At 69.8% G+C, this 17,746-nt stretch carries 15 protein-coding genes; 7 read left to right on the top strand and 8 right to left on the bottom strand.

The annotated features are described in order from the left end of the window. Positions 1-2: 2 nt before the first annotated feature. A complete protein-coding gene (dnaB, locus tag ACFYXS_RS27870; protein ID WP_389252994.1) occupies positions 3-1,472 on the bottom strand; it encodes a replicative DNA helicase in 1,470 nt (489 codons plus the stop codon). 452 nt (positions 1,473-1,924) lie between these two features. On the opposite strand from dnaB, the gene ACFYXS_RS27865 reads away from it, so the two are divergent. Then, a complete protein-coding gene (locus ACFYXS_RS27865) occupies positions 1,925-3,268 on the top strand; it encodes an MATE family efflux transporter (RefSeq protein ID WP_389252992.1) in 1,344 nt (447 codons plus the stop codon). 84 nt (positions 3,269-3,352) lie between these two features. Here the strand turns inward: ACFYXS_RS27865 and rplI are convergent, their stop codons facing one another. The 4 genes from rplI to rpsF form a co-directional block, all read right to left on the bottom strand. After that, entirely contained in the window at positions 3,353-3,802 is a 450-nt protein-coding gene (rplI, locus tag ACFYXS_RS27860; protein ID WP_389252990.1) for a 50S ribosomal protein L9, read from the bottom strand. Between the two features lie 17 nt (positions 3,803-3,819). Next, positions 3,820-4,056 (bottom strand): 30S ribosomal protein S18, encoded by a 237-nt coding sequence (rpsR, locus tag ACFYXS_RS27855; protein ID WP_026250812.1) that lies wholly within the window; start codon positions 4,054-4,056, stop codon positions 3,820-3,822. Between the two features lie 41 nt (positions 4,057-4,097). Beyond that, on the bottom strand, positions 4,098-4,694 hold the full coding sequence (locus ACFYXS_RS27850) for a single-stranded DNA-binding protein (protein ID WP_389252988.1): 597 nt from the start codon (positions 4,692-4,694) through the stop codon (positions 4,098-4,100). Positions 4,695-4,757: 63 nt separating this feature from the next. Further along, positions 4,758-5,048, bottom strand: a complete 291-nt coding sequence (gene rpsF / locus ACFYXS_RS27845; protein ID WP_319663375.1) for a 30S ribosomal protein S6 — start codon at positions 5,046-5,048, stop codon at positions 4,758-4,760. A gap of 290 nt (positions 5,049-5,338) precedes the next feature. Here rpsF and ACFYXS_RS27840 point away from each other — a divergent pair, with 290 nt between their 5' ends. The 3 genes from ACFYXS_RS27840 (at position 5,339) to ACFYXS_RS27830 (ending at position 8,050) form a co-directional block, all read left to right on the top strand. Next, on the top strand, positions 5,339-5,677 hold the full coding sequence (locus ACFYXS_RS27840; protein WP_389252986.1) for a hypothetical protein: 339 nt from the start codon (positions 5,339-5,341) through the stop codon (positions 5,675-5,677). Positions 5,678-5,850: 173 nt separating this feature from the next. Continuing rightward, positions 5,851-6,972: a lipid II:glycine glycyltransferase FemX gene (locus tag ACFYXS_RS27835; protein WP_389252984.1), complete on the top strand. Its 1,122-nt coding sequence runs from the start codon at positions 5,851-5,853 to the stop codon at positions 6,970-6,972. A 46-nt stretch (positions 6,973-7,018) separates the two neighbouring features. Continuing rightward, positions 7,019-8,050 (top strand): alanine racemase, encoded by a 1,032-nt coding sequence (locus ACFYXS_RS27830; protein ID WP_389252982.1) that lies wholly within the window; start codon positions 7,019-7,021, stop codon positions 8,048-8,050. A 69-nt stretch (positions 8,051-8,119) separates the two neighbouring features. Here the strand turns inward: ACFYXS_RS27830 and ACFYXS_RS27825 are convergent, their stop codons facing one another. Both ACFYXS_RS27825 and ACFYXS_RS27820 read right to left on the bottom strand, forming a co-directional pair. After that, a complete protein-coding gene (locus tag ACFYXS_RS27825) occupies positions 8,120-9,685 on the bottom strand; it encodes a glycosyltransferase family 87 protein (RefSeq protein ID WP_389252980.1) in 1,566 nt (521 codons plus the stop codon). Between the two features lie 142 nt (positions 9,686-9,827). Next, positions 9,828-12,629 (bottom strand): transglycosylase domain-containing protein, encoded by a 2,802-nt coding sequence (locus ACFYXS_RS27820; protein ID WP_389252978.1) that lies wholly within the window; start codon positions 12,627-12,629, stop codon positions 9,828-9,830. A gap of 347 nt (positions 12,630-12,976) precedes the next feature. Between ACFYXS_RS27820 and ACFYXS_RS27815 the strand changes: the two genes are divergently transcribed. The 3 genes from ACFYXS_RS27815 to ACFYXS_RS27805 all read left to right on the top strand — a co-directional run bounded on the left by ACFYXS_RS27815 (position 12,977) and on the right by ACFYXS_RS27805 (position 16,126). Beyond that, complete coding sequence (locus ACFYXS_RS27815; protein ID WP_319663368.1) at positions 12,977-13,630, top strand: helix-turn-helix transcriptional regulator; 654 nt, start codon at positions 12,977-12,979, stop codon at positions 13,628-13,630. A 23-nt stretch (positions 13,631-13,653) separates the two neighbouring features. Then, complete coding sequence (locus ACFYXS_RS27810) at positions 13,654-14,736, top strand: inositol-3-phosphate synthase (RefSeq protein WP_389252976.1); 1,083 nt, start codon at positions 13,654-13,656, stop codon at positions 14,734-14,736. Positions 14,737-14,836: 100 nt separating this feature from the next. Then, entirely contained in the window at positions 14,837-16,126 is a 1,290-nt protein-coding gene (locus tag ACFYXS_RS27805; RefSeq protein WP_389252974.1) for an MFS transporter, read from the top strand. A 120-nt stretch (positions 16,127-16,246) separates the two neighbouring features. Here ACFYXS_RS27805 and ACFYXS_RS27800 read toward each other — a convergent pair whose 3' ends face one another. After that, positions 16,247-17,665 carry a CCA tRNA nucleotidyltransferase gene (locus tag ACFYXS_RS27800; RefSeq protein ID WP_389252971.1) on the bottom strand — a complete coding sequence of 473 codons (1,419 nt, stop codon included), beginning with the start codon at positions 17,663-17,665 and terminating at the stop codon, positions 16,247-16,249. Positions 17,666-17,746 lie beyond the last annotated feature (81 nt).

The following is a 17,746-nucleotide window of genomic DNA, read 5'->3' as shown; positions in this document are numbered from 1 at the left end:
CCTCAGGTCTGGGCCATGTCCACGAAGCGGGAGTAGTGCCCCTGGAAGGCCACGGTGATCGTCGCCGTGGGGCCGTTGCGGTGCTTGGCCACGATCAGGTCGGCCTCGCCGGCGCGGGGGGACTCCTTCTCGTAGGCGTCCTCGCGGTGCAGCAGGATCACCATGTCGGCGTCCTGCTCGATGGAGCCGGACTCGCGCAGGTCACTGACCATCGGCCGCTTGTCCGTGCGCTGTTCGGGGCCACGGTTCAGCTGGGAGAGCGCGATGACCGGCACCTCGAGCTCCTTGGCGAGGAGCTTGAGGTTACGGGACATGTCGGAGACCTCCTGCTGGCGGCTCTCGGGGCGGCGCGAGCCGCCCGCCTGCATCAGCTGGAGGTAGTCGATGACGACCAGGCGCAGGTCGTTGCGCTGCTTCAGGCGGCGGCACTTGGCGCGGATCTCCATCATCGACAGGTTCGGGGAGTCGTCGATGTAGAGGGGGGCCGCGGAGACGTCGGGCATCCGGCGGGCCAGCCGGGTCCAGTCGTCGTCGGTCATGTTGCCGGAGCGCATGTGGTGCAGCGCCACGCGGGCCTCGGCGGACAGCAGGCGCATCGCGATCTCGTTGCGTCCCATTTCGAGGGAGAAGAAGACGCTGGGCATGCCGCTGCCGACCGAGCAGGCGCGGGCGAAGTCCAGCGCGAGCGTGGACTTGCCCATCGCGGGACGGGCGGCGATGACGATCATCTGGCCGGGGTGCAGGCCGTTGGTGAGCGAGTCCAGGTCGGCGAAGCCGGTGGGCACGCCGGACATCTGGCCGCTGCGGGAGCCGATGGCCTCGATCTCGTCGAGGGCGCCCTCCATGATCTCGGAGAGCGGCAGGTAGTCCTCGCTGGTGCGCTGCTCGGTGACGGCGTAGATCTCGGCCTGGGCGGAGTTGACGATCTCGTCGACGTCGCCGTCGGCGGCGTATCCCATCTGCGTGATGCGGGTGCCGGCCTCGACCAGCCGCCGCAGGACCGCGCGTTCGTGCACGATCTCGGCGTAGTACTCGGCGTTCGCCGCGGTGGGCACCGCGTTGACGAGGCTGTGCAGATAGGGGGAGCCGCCGACGCGGCTGAGCTCGCCGCGCTTGGTCAGCTCGGCGGCCACCGTGATCGGGTCGGCGGGCTCGCCCTTGGCGTACAGGTCGAGGATCGCCGCGTAGACCGTCTCGTGCGCGGGACGGTAGAAGTCGGCGCCCTTGAGCACCTCGACGACGTCGGCGATCGCGTCCTTGGACAGCAGCATGCCGCCCAGCACCGACATCTCGGCGTCCAGGTCCTGCGGGGGGACGCGCTCGAAGCCGCCGCCACCGCGGTCCTCGTCGCGTTCGCGGTCGCGGTCGTCCTTGCGCCGGAACCGGGCGACGGGCAGCCGGTCGCCGGGACCGTCCGGCGGGAAGGGCGGCTCGCCTCCCCAGTGGTCCTCCGCGGGTTCGGGCTGGCTCACCCCCCTGCCACCTCCTCCCGTGGACGCGCACCGCTACGGCTGCGTGGCTGTACTTTCCTACGCCATCGCTCTGACAGTTCCGACGATTCGAGACGCCCGCGCACGCCTGTGGCGCGTCGGGCGACGCCCCACGGTAGGGGTCCCCGGGGCCCGGAGCCAAGACGGTTATCCACAGGGGCTGGGGACGACCTGTTGAAGAAACCGCTTCGCCTGTGGAGAAGCCCGCCCAAGCTGTGTACAGGCCGGGGGACAGCGACGTGGACAAGCACACAATCACCCAATGATCACGGCGCTGACCTGCGCTTTCTTCATCCACCCGCTGTGGACAAGAAAAACTTCCCCCTTCGGCTCAAGATCGCGACAAACGACGCGGAGCAGATCACCCTGCGCAGCGACAGGTAATGGATGAAGCTACCTTGCAGCTATTACATGTGGATGATTACGCTGGCCGCGTGCCTCAGACCGCCGAGTTCTCCCGTCAGCAGTCCGCCCGCCGCCACGACCGCGAGATCTTCGGCCTCGCCCTGCCCGCTTTCGGCGCCCTGGTCGCCGAACCGCTCTTCCTCCTGGCCGACAGCGCGATCGTCGGCCACCTCGGCACCGCACAGCTCGCCGGCCTCGGCGTGGCCGGCGCGCTCCTCACCACCGTCGTCGGCGTCTTCGTCTTCCTCGCCTACGCCACCACCGCCGCCGTGGCCCGCCGGGTCGGCGCAGGCGACCTGCCCGCCGCGATACGCCAGGGCATGGACGGCATCTGGCTCGCCCTCCTGATCAGCGTCGCCGCCGTGGCCGTGACCGTCCCCGCCGCGCCCGCCCTCACCGGTCTGTTCGGCGCGTCGGGCACCGCGGCACCGTACGCCGTCACCTATCTGCGGATCAGCGCGCTCGGCATCCCCGCGATGCTCGTCGTCCTCGCGGCGACCGGCGTCCTGCGGGGCTTGCAGAACACCAGGACCCCGCTTCACGTGGCCGTCGGCGGCTTCGCCGCGAACGCCGCGCTCAATGTGCTGCTGGTCTACGGCGCCGGATTCGGCATCGCCGGCTCCGCCTGGGGCACGGTGATCGCCCAGAACGCCATGGCGGCCGTCTACCTCACGGTCGTGGTCCGCGGCGCCCGGCGGCACGGCGCCTCCCTCAGGCCCGACCTGGCGGGCGTACGGGCCTGCGCCCAGGCCGGAACGCCGCTGCTGATCCGCACGCTGAGCCTGCGCGCCGTCCTCATGGTCGCCACGGCCGTCGCGGCCCGGCTCGGGGACGTGTCGATCGCCGCCCACCAGATCACCTTCGCCCTGTGGACACTCGCCGCCTACGCCCTCGACGCCCTCGCCATCGCGGGGCAGGCGATCATCGGCCGCCGACTGGGCGCCGGTGACGCCGAGGCAGCCAGGGCCGCCTGCCGTCGCATGGTCCAGTGGGGCGTCGTCGCCGGCGTCCTGATCGGGCTGGTGACGGCGGTCGGCCGGCCGCTGATCGCGCCGCTGTTCACCTCCGACCCGGCGGTGCACTCCGCCCTCGTGCCGGTACTGCTCGTCGCGGCGCTGGCGCAGCCGGTCTGCGGGGCGGTCTTCGTGCTGGACGGTGTGCTGATCGGCGCGGGGGACGGCGCCTACCTCGCCGGCTCCACGATCGTCACCTTGGTGGTCTTCGCCCCGGTCGCGCTGGCCGTACCCGCGCTCGGGGGCGGCCTGACGGCCCTGTGGTGGGCGATGGACCTGATGATGCTCACCCGGCTGGCCACGCTGCAGCTGCGCGCCCGTTCCGGCAAGTGGGCCGTCACCGGCGCGGTCCGCGCCTGACGGCCGCCCCGGACGGGAAAGGCACCGGCACGGACGAAGGGCCCGGAACCAGTGGTTCCGGGCCCTTCGCTCACGCGGTGGGGGTCAGCCCGCGACGACCTCGACGTCGAGACCGGCCTCGACCTCGGGGTGCAGACGCACCGACACCTTGTGCGAGCCCAGCGTCTTGATCGGCGAACCGATCTCGACCCGGCGCTTGTCCACGTCCGGACCGCCCGCGGCCTTGATGGCCACGGCGATGTCGGCCGGGGTCACCGAGCCGAACAGACGGCCGGCTTCACCGGCGCGGGTCGCCAGCTTGACCTTGACACCGGCGAGCTGCGCCTTGACGGCGTTGGCCTGCTCGATGGTCGCGATCTCACGGATCCGGCGCGCGCGGCGGATCTGCTCGACGTCCTTCTCGCCACCCTTGGTCCACGCGATCGCGAAACCGCGGGGAATCAGGTAGTTGCGGGCGTAGCCGCTCTTGACCTCTACGACGTCGCCTGCGGCGCCGAGGCCGCTGACCTCATTGGTGAGGATGATCTTCGCCATTGCTCAGTCACCCTTCCTTAGCGAGCGGTCGAGGTGTAGGGCAGCAGCGCCATCTCACGGCTGTTCTTCACGGCCGTGGCGACGTCGCGCTGGTGCTGGGTGCAGTTGCCGGTGACCCGGCGGGCACGGATCTTGCCGCGGTCGGAAATGAACTTCCGCAGCAGGTTCGTGTCCTTGTAGTCGACGTACGTGATCTTGTCCTTGCAGAACACGCAAACCTTCTTCTTCGGCTTGCGAGCAGGCGGCTTCGCCATTGTCTCTCTCCAGTGTGATCAAGAAGTGTGGTGCGCCGCCCTTAGAAGGGCGGCTCGTCCGAGTAGCCGCCGCCACCACCGGAGCTGCCGCCCCAGTTGCCGCCACCACCCTGGCCGCCACCGGCCGGAGCACTGGTCGCCCAGGGGTCGTCGGCGGGCGCACCGCCCTGGCCGCCACCGGAGCTGCCGCCCCAGTTGCCGCCACCACCCTGGCCGCCGGCGCCACCGCCGCCGTAACCGCCCTGACCGCCGCGGGCGCCGCCGGCACCACCGCCGCTCGCCCGGGTGATCTTGGCGGTCGCGCTGCGCAGGCTGGCGCCGACCTCGTCGACGTCCAGCTCGTAGACCGTCCGCTTGACGCCCTCACGGTCGTCGTAGGTCCGCTGCTTCAGCCGGCCCTGCACGATCACGCGCATGCCCTTCTGAAGGGACTCCGCCACGTTCTCCGCCGCCTGCCGCCAGACCGAGCACGTGAGGAAGAGGCTCTCGCCGTCCTTCCACTCGTTGGTCTGCCGGTCGAAGGTACGGGGGGTGGACGCGACACGGAACTTCGCGACCGCCGCACCGGAGGGGGTGAAGCGCAGCTCGGGGTCGTCGACGAGATTGCCGACGACCGTGATGACGGTCTCGCCTGCCATGGTGGGTGACCTCTCGGCTTTTCTTGGCTGCTCGGTATCCCGAAATGCCGTGAGCCGTCAGGCTCAGTGGGTTTCGGGGCGGAGGACCTTGGTCCGGAGGACCGACTCGTTCAGGTTCATCTGACGGTCGAGCTCCTTGACGACCTCGGGTGTGGCGTTGAGGTCGATGACCGAGTAGATGCCCTCGGGCTTCTTCTTGATCTCGTAAGAGAGACGACGACGGCCCCAGGTGTCGATCTTCTCGACCTTGCCGCCGCCCGTACGGACGACACCAAGGAAGTTCTCGATCAGCGGGGAGACAGCACGCTCCTCGAGATCGGGGTCGAGGATCACCATCACCTCGTAGTGACGCATGTGGAACCCACCTCCTTCGGACTCAGCGGCCATGGCGTTTCCATGGCAGGAGGGTTTGCATCGCGTCGCAACGGTATCGCGGGCCACCGACAACGCCCCGGGCGTTCCGGGGATCGCTCCCCGGAGGCCTTGCGGACCGTTGTGTGGGCCTGCACAGACACCGGTGCAGACGGTACACACTACCCGGCCCTGTGCTTCCGGTTGAAATCCGCCCGTGGAAGACCGCAATCTGTACACATCGGGTGTGTCCGGCGCTACGATGCGCCACTTCTCCATCACGGAGGTGCCCCATGGCACAGGCAGTACGACCCACCACCGACGCTCGTCACCACCACCGCTTCCGATTCACCTTCAACAGCGACGGCCAGCCCCACCCGGTGGAGAACGGCCTCGCAGTCGCGACGCTCGTGCTGGGCCTGCTCGCCTCCATCGCCGCCTTCTGGAGCGGGCTGCACCTGTGCAGCTCCTGGGCCGGCCTGATCGGCCTGCTCGTCGGCGCCTACGGGCAGTACCGCTCGGTCACCACCGCGGAGCGCTTCGTCTTCATCATCGGAATGGGCCTGGCCGGCATCGGCTTCTACATCGGCATGGCCCACGGCGGTCTCTTCGGCGGAGTGCTGGGGGGGTAACAGGCGGCGGCCGGCACCGGCCCGGGGCCTTCCGGGCCCGAGCAGCGGCTTCCGGTTGTCCACAGCCCTCGCGGGGGCGTTCGCCGTTCGCAGTAGGCTTCGGCGCAGTAGTAGTGCAGTAGTAGTGCAAGACAGAGACGCCTTAGCCGCAGCAGCGATGGGGAGCGCCCCGCATGAGCTTGACCCTGAGGACCATCAGTCGGGAACAGCACCTGGCGTACATCCAGAGCCTGCCCTCGGCGAGCCACTGCCAGGTCCCCGCCTGGGCGGACGTCAAGACCGAATGGCGCTCGGAGAACCTGGGCTGGTTCGACGACAGGACCGGTGAACTGGTCGGCGCGGGCCTGGTCCTGTACCGGCAGCTGCCCAAGGTGAAGCGGTACCTGGCGTACCTGCCCGAGGGCCCGGTGATCAACTGGTACGCGCCCAACCTGGAGGACTGGCTGCGCCCGATGCTCGCGCATCTGAAGCAGCAGGGCGCCTTCTCCGTGAAGATGGGCCCGCCCGTGGTGATCCGCCGCTGGGACGCGAACGCCATCAAGGCGGGCATCGCCGACCCGGACGTCAAGCGCCTGCGCGACGTCGAGGCGACCTTCATCGAGCCCCGCGCCTTCGAGGTGGCCGACCGCCTGCGCCGCATGGGCTGGCAGCAGGGCGAGGACGGCGGCGCCGGTTTCGGCGACGTGCAGCCGCGCTACGTCTTCCAGGTCCCGCTGGAGGACCGCAGCCTGGACGACGTCCAGAAGGGCTTCAACCAGCTGTGGCGGCGCAACATCAAGAAGGCCGAGAAGGCCGGCGTCGAGGTCGTCCAGGGCGGTTACGACGACCTGCCCGTGTGGCAGCAGCTGTACGAGGTCACCGCCGAGCGCGACCACTTCCGGCCCCGCCCGCTGTCGTATTTCCAGCGCATGTGGCAGGTGCTCAACACCGAGGACCCCAACCGCATGCGCCTGTACTTCGCCAAGCACGAGGGCGAGGTGGTCGCCGCCGCGACGATGCTCGTCGTCGGCCGGCACGTCTGGTACTCCTACGGCGCCTCCGCCAACCACAAGCGCGAGGTGCGTCCCAGCAACGCCATGCAGTGGCGCATGCTGCGGGACGCCTACGCGCTCGGCGCGAGCGTGTACGACCTGCGCGGCATCAGCGACTCCCTGGACGAGAGCGACCACCTCTTCGGGCTCATCCAGTTCAAGGTGGGCACCGGTGGGCAGGCTGCCGAATACTTGGGCGAGTGGGACTTCCCGCTCAACAAGCTGCTGCACAAGGCGCTCGACATCTACATGTCGCGTCGCTGACCCGCCCGCCCGACCGCCGACACCACGAAAGGCCACCCCACCCGCCATGGCGCTCTCCCTGTACGTCGACACCGTGCGCTGGCGCGCGCACCAGCAGTCCGTGGCGGAGCAGTTCCCGGGGCTGATCCCGGTCTGCAAGGGCAACGGATACGGCTTCGGCCACGAGCGCCTGACGGAGGAGGCCATCCGCCTGGGCGCGGACATCCTGGCCGTCGGCACGACGTACGAGGCCGCGAGGATCAAGGACTTGTTCGGCGGCGACCTGCTCGTCCTCACCCCGTACCGGCTGGGCGAGGAGCCGGTGCCGCTGCCGGACCGGGCCATAAGGTCCGTCTCGTCGGTGGAGGGCGTGCGCGGCCTGGTCGGCGCGCGGGTCGTCATCGAGGTCATGAGCAGCATGAAGCGCCACGGAGTGAGCGAGGACGACCTCGTCAAGCTGCACTCCGCCATCGACGACGTCCGCCTGGAGGGCTTCGCCATCCACCTGCCGCTGGACCGCACCGACGGCTCGGACGCGGTGGAGGAGGTCTTCAACTGGATGGAGCGCCTGCGCGCGGCCCGGCTGCCGCTGCACACGCTGTTCGTCAGCCACCTCAAGGCGGGCGAGCTGGAGCGGCTGCGCACCCAGTTCCCGCAGACCCGCTTCCGGGCCCGGATCGGCACCCGGCTCTGGCTCGGCGACCACGAGGCGACCGAGTACCGGGGCGCCGTCCTGGACGTCACCCGCGTCGCCAAGGGCGAGCGCTTCGGCTACCGCCAGCAGAAGGCGGGCGAGGACGGCCACCTGGTGGTCGTGGCGGGCGGCACCTCCCACGGGGTGGGCCTGGAGGCACCCAAGGCCATGCACGGCGTCATGCCGCGTGCCAAGGGCGTCGCCCGGGCGGGCCTGGCCACCATCAACCGCAACCTGTCGCCGTTCGTGTGGGCGGGCAAACAGCGCTGGTTCGCCGAGCCCCCGCACATGCAGGTCTCGATCCTCTTCCTGCCGGGCGACGTGGCCCCGCCGGCCGTCGGGGACGAGCTGGTGGCCCATCTGCGGCACACCACGACCCAGTTCGACCGCGTCGTCGACCGCTGACGCCGCGCTCCGCGCGCGGTGAGGCCCCCGAGCCACAGGGCTGCGGGGGCCTCAGGAGCGCCGTGGAGGTCAGGCCGGCGGGTTCGGGTCCACGCCCCACCGCACGGGCTGCTGGACCGGCGTCCCGGGCCCGTACACGCCCTCCGGGCCCGCGAACGGGGCGGCGTGGCGCGCGTGGTGGCGTGAGCGGCCCAGGGTGACCTTGTCCTCCGCCTCGTCCAGTACACCGCCGGACGGGTCGTCCGAACCGTCCCGGCGGACGGGGTCGCGCTCGGGGAGGAGCGCGTCGCGCACGACGACCGCGCACAGGTAGAGCGTTCCCAGCAGGTGCACGGCGATGGCGAGGTGGTAGCCCTCCATCGGCAGCCCCTTGTTGCCGCCGCCCGTGGTGTACGCCAGGTAGAACCAGATGCCGAGGAAGTACATGACCTCGGCGGCCTGCCAGATCAGGAAGTCGCGCCAGCGCGGCCTGGCGAGCGCGGCGAGCGGCACCAGCCACAGCACGTACTGCGGTGAGTAGACCTTGTTGGTCAGGATGAAGGCCGCGACGACCAGGAAGGCCAGCTGGGCGAAGCGCGGCCGCCTGGGGGCCCACAGCGCCAGGAGGGCGATGCCGGCCGCCAGCAGTCCGAACAGCACCAGGGCGGAGATGTTGACCACGGTCTTGTCGAGCGCGATGTTCGCCCGCTGGGTGATGATCAGCCAGAACGAGCCGTAGTCGACGCCACGCTCCCCGCTGAAACCGTAGAACCGCCACCAGCCGTCCCAGGCGAGCAGTGCCACCGGCAGGTTCACCACGACCCAGGCGCCCGCCGCACCGCCCACGGCGACGCCCCACGTCCTGAGCTTCCCGGCCCGCAGTGCGAGGAAGAACAGCGGCCACAGCAGGAACACCGGGTACAGCTTCGCGGCCGTCGCCAGGCCGATCAGGATGCCCGCCGCCAGCGGCCGGCTGCGGGACCACAGCATCATCCCGACCGCGGCGAGGGCCACCGCGAACAGGTCCCAGTTGATCGTCGCGTTCAGCGCGAACGCGGGCGCCAGCGCCACCAGCAGCGCGTCCCAGGGGCGGCGGCGGTTGGTGCGGGCCACGCAGACCGCGATGACCGCGGCGCACACCATCAGCATCCCGGCGTTGACCAGCCAGTAGATCTGCTCGCGGTGCTGGATCGTGCCGCCGTGCGGGGTCAGCCAGGAGGCGACCTCCATGAAGACGCCGGTCAGGACCGGGTACTCCAGGTAGCCCATGCCGCCGGAGACCGCGTCGGGGATGCGGTCGAAGTACGGCACCAGGTCGTCGGCGAAGCCGCGGCCGTAGTACAGGTGCGGGATGTCGGAGTAGCAGGCGTGGCTGTACTGGGCGTTCGCCCCGAAGAACCAGCCGCTGTCGTAGCAGGGCAGCTTCTGCACCATGCCGAGCGCGAACATCCCGATCGCCACCAGCACGATGACCCGCAGCGGGTTCCACCACCCGCCGCGCCCCACGGCGGCGAAACGCCCCAGCGGCCCTCCGATGACCTCGCTCCCGGCCCTGGCGACCGGGTCCTCCCCCGTCGGGGGCACGACCTCCTCGGCCTCCCGGGCCTCGTCGGCCGCCCCGGCCTCCCGGTGGTGGTCCTCGCGCACGCTCGTCATGCGGACATCCTGCCCTACGCGGCTGAGCGCGGGCTGTCCCGTTCCCGACGCCGCCGCGAACGGCCGCGGCCGCGGAGGGCGTGACGCCCTCCGCGGCCGCGGATCGGTGCGGTTGTGGTCCCCGGGCGGGGCCGGGACGGCCTCAGCCGTTGGCCCCCTGGAAGAGACCGGTGCCTCGGGTGGTGCTGGAGGAGACGGACGGACTCGAGGAGTCCGAGGGCTGGCCGCCACCCGTGCCGCCTCCGTTGTTCCCGCCTCCGTTGTTGCCGCCCCCGCCGTTGTTGCCGCCGCCGGGGTCCTGGCAGCCCAGCCACGCCTTGCAGGTGTCCGTCGGCGTGGGCGTGAGCGTCGGGGTGGGCTTGGTGAACGTCGGGGTCGGTGTCGAGCTCTCGCTCTGGGTCGGCGAGGCCGAGACGGACGGGCTCGGCGACGCGGGGGCGCCCAGCTCGTCGTGGACGTCGCCGATCTTGACCGCGTCCGGGAAGCCGGTGTCCTGGGTCCCCTCGAGCGCCGACTTCATGTACTCGGTCCAGACCTGGGTCGGGATGTCACCACCGTGGATGGACTCGACGCCCGCCGTGCCGTTCATCGAGAGCAGGCTGTGGGTCTTCGGGTTCTCACGGAACATCGCGATCGAGGTCGACAGCTGCTGGGTGTACCCGACGAACCAGGCCGACTTGTTGCTGTCGGTGGTACCGGTCTTGCCGGCCGCCGTACGGCCCAGCGCCAGGGCCTTCTGACCCGTACCGTTCTTGATCACGTTCTCCAGCGTGTCGGTGACGTTGTCCGCCACCTCCGACGGCATGGCCTCGGTGGGCTTGGGCTTGTCGAAGCCCGGCACCTCCACGCCGCCCTGCTTGACCGCGGTCACCGAGTAGGGCTCCACGTGCTTGCCCGAGGCGGCGAAGGTCGCGTAGGCGTCGGCCATGCGGACGGCGCTCGGGGTCGAGGTACCGAGGGCGAACGACGCGTTCCGGCCGGCCAGCGACTCCTTGAGGATGCCGGCCTTCTCGGCGACCGAGGCCACCTTGTCCATGCCGACGTCCATGCCGAGCTGCACGAAGGGGGTGTTGATCGACTGCTCCATCGCCTTGCGCAGCGAGATGTAGCCCCAGGGGTAGTTGCTCTCGTTCTCCTGGTAGAAGGGCGTGTTGTCCTTCTTCAGGACGTCGGTGCCGTCGTTGTTCTTGACCTTCAGGTGGTCGTTGCCGTTGTACTTGCTCAGCGGCGAGATGCCCTCGCCGTTGCTGCGGTAGGTGCCGTACTCCATGGCCGCGGCGAGCACGAACGGCTTCCACGTCGAACCGACGGGCACACCCGAGGTGTTGGCGTTGTTGGTGAAGTGGTTGTTCTCGAAGCCGGCGCCGCCGTAGATCGCGACGATCGCGCCGTCGTTCGGCTTCACCGACGCGGCGCCGAACTGGACGTACTTGTCCTTCTCGCGCTTGTTCGGCTTGAGGTTGGCGTCCTCGACCTTCTTGACGGCCTTGGCCAGCGCGTCCACCTTCGGCTTCTGGAAGGTCGTGTAGATCTGGTAGCCGCCCTGGTCGAGCTCCGCCCGGCTGATCTTGGAGTGGCTGAGCACGTAGTTCTTGGCGGTGTCCACCAGGTAGCTGGTCTGGCCGGTCATGCCCTTGGTGGCCTTCAGGCCCTGCGGCATGGGGTACTTGGCCACGGCCTTGTCGTACTGGTCCTTGGTGAGGTGGCCGTCCTTGTACATCTCACCGAGGATCCAGCGCCAGCGGTCCTCGGAGTTCTTCCGGTTCGCCTCGGGCGTCGCGATCTTGTCGATGCTCACGTTGCCGGCCGGGTCGTAGTACGTGGGGCCCTTGAGCAGCGCGGCGAGGAAGGCGCACTGGCTGTCCGTCAGCTTCTCGGCGTCCCTGCCGTAGTAGGTCTGGGCGGCCGCCTGGATGCCGTAGGCACCGCGTCCGTAGTACGAGGTGTTCAGGTAGCCCTGGAGGATCTGGTCCTTCTTGAGCTTCGTCCCCACCTTTATGGAGATGAAGAGCTCCTTGAACTTCCGGCTGACCGTCTGGTCCTGGCTCAGGTAGGTGTTCTTGACGTACTGCTGGGTGATCGTCGAACCACCCTGCGCGTCACCGCCCTTGGCCATGTTGAACAGGGCCCGGCCGATGCCCATGGGGTCGACGCCGGAGTCCTTCTCGAAGGTCTTGTTCTCCGCCGAGATGACCGCGTACTGCATGGACTTCGGGATCTCGGCGAGCGTGACGTTCTGCCGGTTGGCGCCGGTGCCGGTCGCCACCATGCGGTCGCCGTTGGCCCAGTAGAAGACGTTGTTCTGCGACTTGGCGGCATCGTTCTCGTTGGGGATGCCGACCATCGCGTAGCCGATGCCCGCGGCCGCCACCATGCTGCCGAAGAGGAAGACGCACAGGCCCGACACGAGCTTCCAGGACGGCACCCAGCGCTGCCAGCCGTCCCTGCCCCAGCGGGGGTAGTCGACGATGCGCTTCTTCGGCGGCTGGCCGCCGCCGCGTCCGCCCCCGGCACCCGCACCCGCGCCCGCGCCCGCTCCCGCGGTGCGGCGGCGGCCGCCCTTCTGTGTGGACTGGGCCGCGCGGCGCGCGGCGGCACGGCCCTGGTACGGGGGCTCGCCCCCGCCCCGGCGTCCGCCCTGACCCGCACCCGGGCCCGGGACCGCGCCGTGGCCGGCGCTCTGACGTGCGCCCTGTCCGGCGCCGGGCGGACGTCCGCCCTGACCCTGACCCTGACCCGGGACGGCGCCGTCCCGGCGAGGCTGCTGGCGCGGACCGCCGCCCGCCCCCTGGGCCGGACCGGCTCCGCGTGTGCCGTACGACTGCGATGGCGGCGCTTCCCGCCGGCCTCCTGGCGGCGGGGGTTGCTGCTGCGCGCCGCGCCGGGCGGCTGCGCGGCCGCCGCCGGGCGGCGTCTGCGGCGGCTTGCGACGGTGCTCGCTCATGAACAGCTACTCCTAGGACAGGCGGGATCGCCTGAAAGCGGCAGTGGTTTTCCGGTCCCCCCGGCGTGCGTTGGCCGCACTGCACCACGGACAAGGACGCTCACTCGCGCCTCACGGTTCCCGGTGCTCTGCATGGCGAACAGAGTACGCAGGGTCAAAAGACGTGCTAGCCCGATCTTCGTCACATAAGGGGCGGTTGACGCTGTGCAGATTTCCCGATGTGACGTCGGTCACCGTGCGGCACCTTGCGGGGTCCGGTCGAGCGTTCTATCGTCACGATGTATCGAGCCGATACATCGCGGCGAGATAAGAGGCGACGACGGCAAGGACGGAGGCGTGAAGAGGACATGAGCAAACGCTCGGGCATCCTCGAGTTCGCCGTCCTGGGCTTGCTGCGCGAATCCCCGATGCACGGTTATGAGCTGCGGAAACGGCTCAACACCTCGCTCGGTGTGTTCCGCGCGTTCAGCTACGGGAGCCTCTACCCCTGCCTCAAGACACTGGTCGCTCAGGGCTATCTGGTCGAGGAGACCGGCCCCGAGTCCGATCCGCTCACCGCGCCGCTGGCCGGCCGGCGGGCGAAGATCGTGTACCGGTTGACGGCGGCCGGCAAGGAGCACTTCGAGGAACTGCTCGCCCACTCCGGACCGGACGCATGGGAGGACGAGCACTTCGCTGCTCGGTTCGCCTTCTTCGGCCAGACGTCCAGGGACGTACGGATGCGTGTCCTCGAAGGGCGGCGCAGCCGCCTCGAGGAACGGCTGGAGAAGATGCGCGCGTCCCTCGCGCGCACCCGTGAGCGGCTCGACGACTACACGCTCGAGTTGCAGCGGCACGGCATGGAGTCGGTGGAGCGCGAGGTCCGCTGGCTGAACGAGCTGATCGAGACCGAGCGGGCGGGGCGCGGCAGGCCGCCCCTGTCCGCTCCGTCCTCCGACGCCGAGCAGGACAACCAACAGGAAAACGACGAGGGACCCGGCAGCGACCGGGGATCCGCGTGACGATCACACAGGGAGCAACCGGAATGGGTTCGGTTCGCGTAGCCATCGTTGGCGTGGGCAACTGCGCCGCGTCGCTGGTGCAGGGTGTCGAGTACTACAAGGACGCCGACCCGGCCGGCCGCGTGCCCGGCCTCATGCACGTGCAGTTCGGCGAGTACCACGTGCGTGACGTCGAGTTCGTGGCGGCCTTCGACGTGGACGCCAAGAAGGTCGGCCTCGACCTGGCCGACGCCATCGGTGCCAGTGAGAACAACACCATCAAGATCTGCGACGTGCCGCAGTCGGGCGTGACCGTCCAGCGCGGCCACACCCTGGACGGTCTGGGCAAGTACTACCGCCAGACCATCGAGGAGTCCGGCGAGGAGCCGGTGGACGTCGTCCAGATCCTCAAGGACCGCCAGGTCGACGTGCTCGTCTGCTACCTGCCGGTCGGTTCCGAGGCCGCCGCCAAGTTCTACGCGCAGTGCGCCATCGACGCCAAGGTCGCGTTCGTCAACGCCCTGCCGGTGTTCATCGCGGGCACCAAGGAGTGGGCGGACAAGTTCACCGCGGCCGGCGTGCCGATCGTCGGTGACGACATCAAGTCCCAGGTCGGCGCCACCATCACGCACCGCGTGCTGACCAAGCTCTTCGAGGACCGCGGTGTCATCGTCGAGCGCACCATGCAGCTGAACGTCGGCGGCAACATGGACTTCAAGAACATGCTCGAGCGCGAGCGCCTGGAGTCCAAGAAGATCTCCAAGACGCAGGCCGTCACCTCGCAGATCCCGGACCGTGACCTGGGCGAGAAGAACGTCCACATCGGCCCCTCGGACTACGTGGCCTGGCTGGACGACCGCAAGTGGGCGTACGTCCGCCTGGAGGGCCGTGCGTTCGGCGACGTCCCGCTGAACCTGGAGTACAAGCTCGAGGTCTGGGACTCCCCGAACTCCGCCGGTGTCATCATCGACGCGCTGCGCGCGGCGAAGATCGCCAAGGACCGCGGGATCGGCGGCCCGATCCTCTCGGCCTCCTCCTACTTCATGAAGTCCCCGCCGGTGCAGTACTTCGACGACGAGGCCCGCGAGAACGTGGAGAAGTTCATCCGCGGCGAGGTCGACCGCTGATCGGCGGTTCAGCCACCGTTCACCAGCCGTCGCACGACGCGACCCATCAGGCCCCCGGGTATGACACCCGGGGGCCTGTGCGTCGTGTGAGGCTGTGCGCATGGCCGTCGTACGCGATCTCCGTCTGCTGCTGCGCTTCCGTGACTTCCGGCGGCTGCTGGCAGTACGGCTGCTGTCGCAGCTCTCCGACGGGGTGTTCCAGGTGGCCTTGGCGGCCTACGTGGTCTTCTCCCCGGAGAAACAGACCTCACCGGCGGCCATCGCCTCCGCCATGGCGGTGCTGCTCCTGCCGTACTCGCTCCTGGGGCCGTTCACGGGCGTCCTGCTCGACCGCTGGCGCCGGCGGCAGGTGCTGCTCTACTGCAACCTCCTGCGGGCACTGCTCTCGGCCGGCACCGCCGCCCTGATGCTGCTACGGGTCCCGGACTGGCTGTTCTATCTGTCGGCCCTCTCGGTCACCGGCATCAACCGCTTCGTCCTGGCCGGCCTGTCGGCCGCACTGCCACGCGTGGTGGACGGCGACCGCCTCGTGGTGGCGAACTCGCTCTCCCCGACCGCGGGCACGCTCGCGGCGACCGCGGGCGGCGGGCTGGCGTTCCTCATCCACCTCGGGGTCGCCGAGGGCCGGGCGTCCGACGCCCTGGTCGTGCTCCTGGCCGCGGTGGTCTATCTGTCTGCGGGGCTGACCTCCCTGCTGCTGGGGAAGGACTTGCTCGGCCCCGATCCCGCCCGGGTCCAGCCCCGGGTCGGCGAGGCACTGCGGAGCACACTCAGCGGGCTTCTGCACGGACTGCGGCATCTGCGGGAGCGTCCGCGGGCGGCGCGGGCGATGGCCGCGATGACGGCGATGCGCTTCTGCTACGGCGGACTGACGGTGACGGTGCTCATGCTGTGCCGGTACGCCTGGGCCGACGGGGGGGCCGGCGACGGGTCGGGCGGGGACGGACTGGCGCTGCTGGGCCTCGCGGTCGCCGCGTCCGGGGCGGGGTTCTTCGTCGCGGCGGTGATCACTCCGTGGTCGGCGAACCGCTTCGGCACCTTCGGCTGGATCACCGTCTGTGCGGCCTCGGCGGCCGTCCTGCTGCCGGGCCTGGGGCTGCCCTTCCGTCCGGTCCCGGTGCTCGTGGCCGCCTTCGTCCTCGGAGTCGCCACCCAGGGAGCCAAGATCGCCACCGACACGGTGGTCCAGTCCTCGATCGACGACGCCTACCGCGGCCGGGTCTTCTCCCTCTACGACGTCCTCTTCAATGTGGCCTTTGTCGGTGCGGCGGCCGTCTGCGCCCTGATCCTGCCCCCCGACGGCCGGTCCGCCGCCCTGGTGATCGCCCTGGCCCTGATCTATGCCGGGGTGGCGGTGGGCACCGCGCGTACTCCGCTTCGTTTCACGTGAAACACGGCGCCATTGCCGTGTTTCACGTGAAACACCCGACCCGGTCATGCCGGGAGGGGGTCGTGTTTCACGTGAAACACGACCCCCTCCGCACGCCATGACCGTTCCGGCCCGCGTGGCTCAGTTGCCCTGTGCGGCCCACCACTCCTTGAGAGCCTCCACCGCGGCCTCCTCGCCGAGCGGACCGTGCTCCATCCGCAGCTCCAGCAAGTGGGCGTAGGCCTTACCGACCTCGGGGCCCGGGGCGATGCCCAAGATCCCCATGATCTGGTTGCCGTCCAGGTCGGGGCGGATCGAGTCCAGTTCCTCCTGCTCCCGCAGCCGCTCGATGCGCTCCTCCAGCCCGTCGTACGTGCGTGACAGGGCAGCGGCCTTGCGCTTGTTGCGTGTGGTGCAGTCGGATCGCGTCAGCTTGTGCAGCCGCTCGAGCTGTGACCCCGCGTCCCGGACGTAGCGGCGCACCGCGGAGTCGGTCCACTCACCGGTGCCGTAGCCGTGGAACCGCAGGTGCAACTCGACCAGCCGGGCGACGTCCTTGATCGTCTCGTTCGGGTACTTGAGCTTCGTCAGCCGGGTCTTGGTCATCTTCGCGCCCACCATCTCGTGGTGGTGGAAGGAGACCCGACCGTCGGACTCGAACCGCCGGGTCCGGGGCTTGCCGATGTCGTGCAGCAGCGCGGCCAGACGCAGCACGAGGTCCGGGCCCTCGGTCTCCAGGGCCATCGCCTGGTCGAGCACCGTCAGCGTGTGCTCGTAGACGTCCTTGTGCCGGTGGTGCTCGTCCCGCTCCAGCTTCAGGGCCGGCAGCTCCGGCAGCACACGGGCGGCCAGGCCGGTCTCGACCAGCAGGCTCAGGCCCTTGCGCGGGTGCTCGGAGACGATCAGCTTGCTCAGCTCGTCCCTGACCCGTTCCGCGGAGACGATCTCGATGCGGTCGGCCATCTCCGTCATCGCGGTGACCACCTCGGGCGCCACCTCGAAGTCCAGTTGCGCCGCGAAGCGGGCCGCCCGCAGCATGCGCAGCGGGTCGTCGGAGAACGACTCCTCCGGGGTGCCCGGTGTGCGCAGTACCCGCTGGGCCAGATCGCTCAGACCGTCGTGCGGGTCGACGAACTCGGGGTCGGGCAGGGCGACCGCCATCGCGTTGACGGTGAAATCCCGGCGTACGAGGTCTTCCTCAATGGTGTCGCCGTAGGAGACCTCCGGTTTCCGGGACGTGCGGTCGTACGCCTCGGAGCGGTAGGTCGTGATCTCGATCTGGAAACCGTCCTTGCGGCAGCCGACCGTGCCGAAGGCGATGCCGACCTCCCAGACCGCCTCGGCCCAGCCGCGGATGATCCTGAGCACATGGTCGGGCCGGGCGTCCGTGGTGAAGTCCAGATCGTTGCCGAGCCTGCCGAGCAGGGTGTCGCGGACCGAACCGCCGACGAGGGCAAGCCGGAATCCGGCGTCCTGGAAGCGACGGCCGAGGTCCTCGGCCACCGGCGCGATGGCGGGCGCCGGCTTCAGGGTCTGGGGGGCGTTGTTGGCATTCGGCACAACAGAACAGGGTACGTGCCCGTGCGCCCCACGGCCGACCGGTTTAGTGTCGTCCCATGATCGCCACGGACCGGTCCGCGG

Source organism: Streptomyces sp. NPDC002574 (assembly GCF_042889545.1).
Taxonomy (GTDB): domain Bacteria; phylum Actinomycetota; class Actinomycetes; order Streptomycetales; family Streptomycetaceae; genus Actinacidiphila.
Note: the sequence above shows the minus strand (reverse complement) of the source record. Positions and strands in the feature narration are given on the sequence as shown.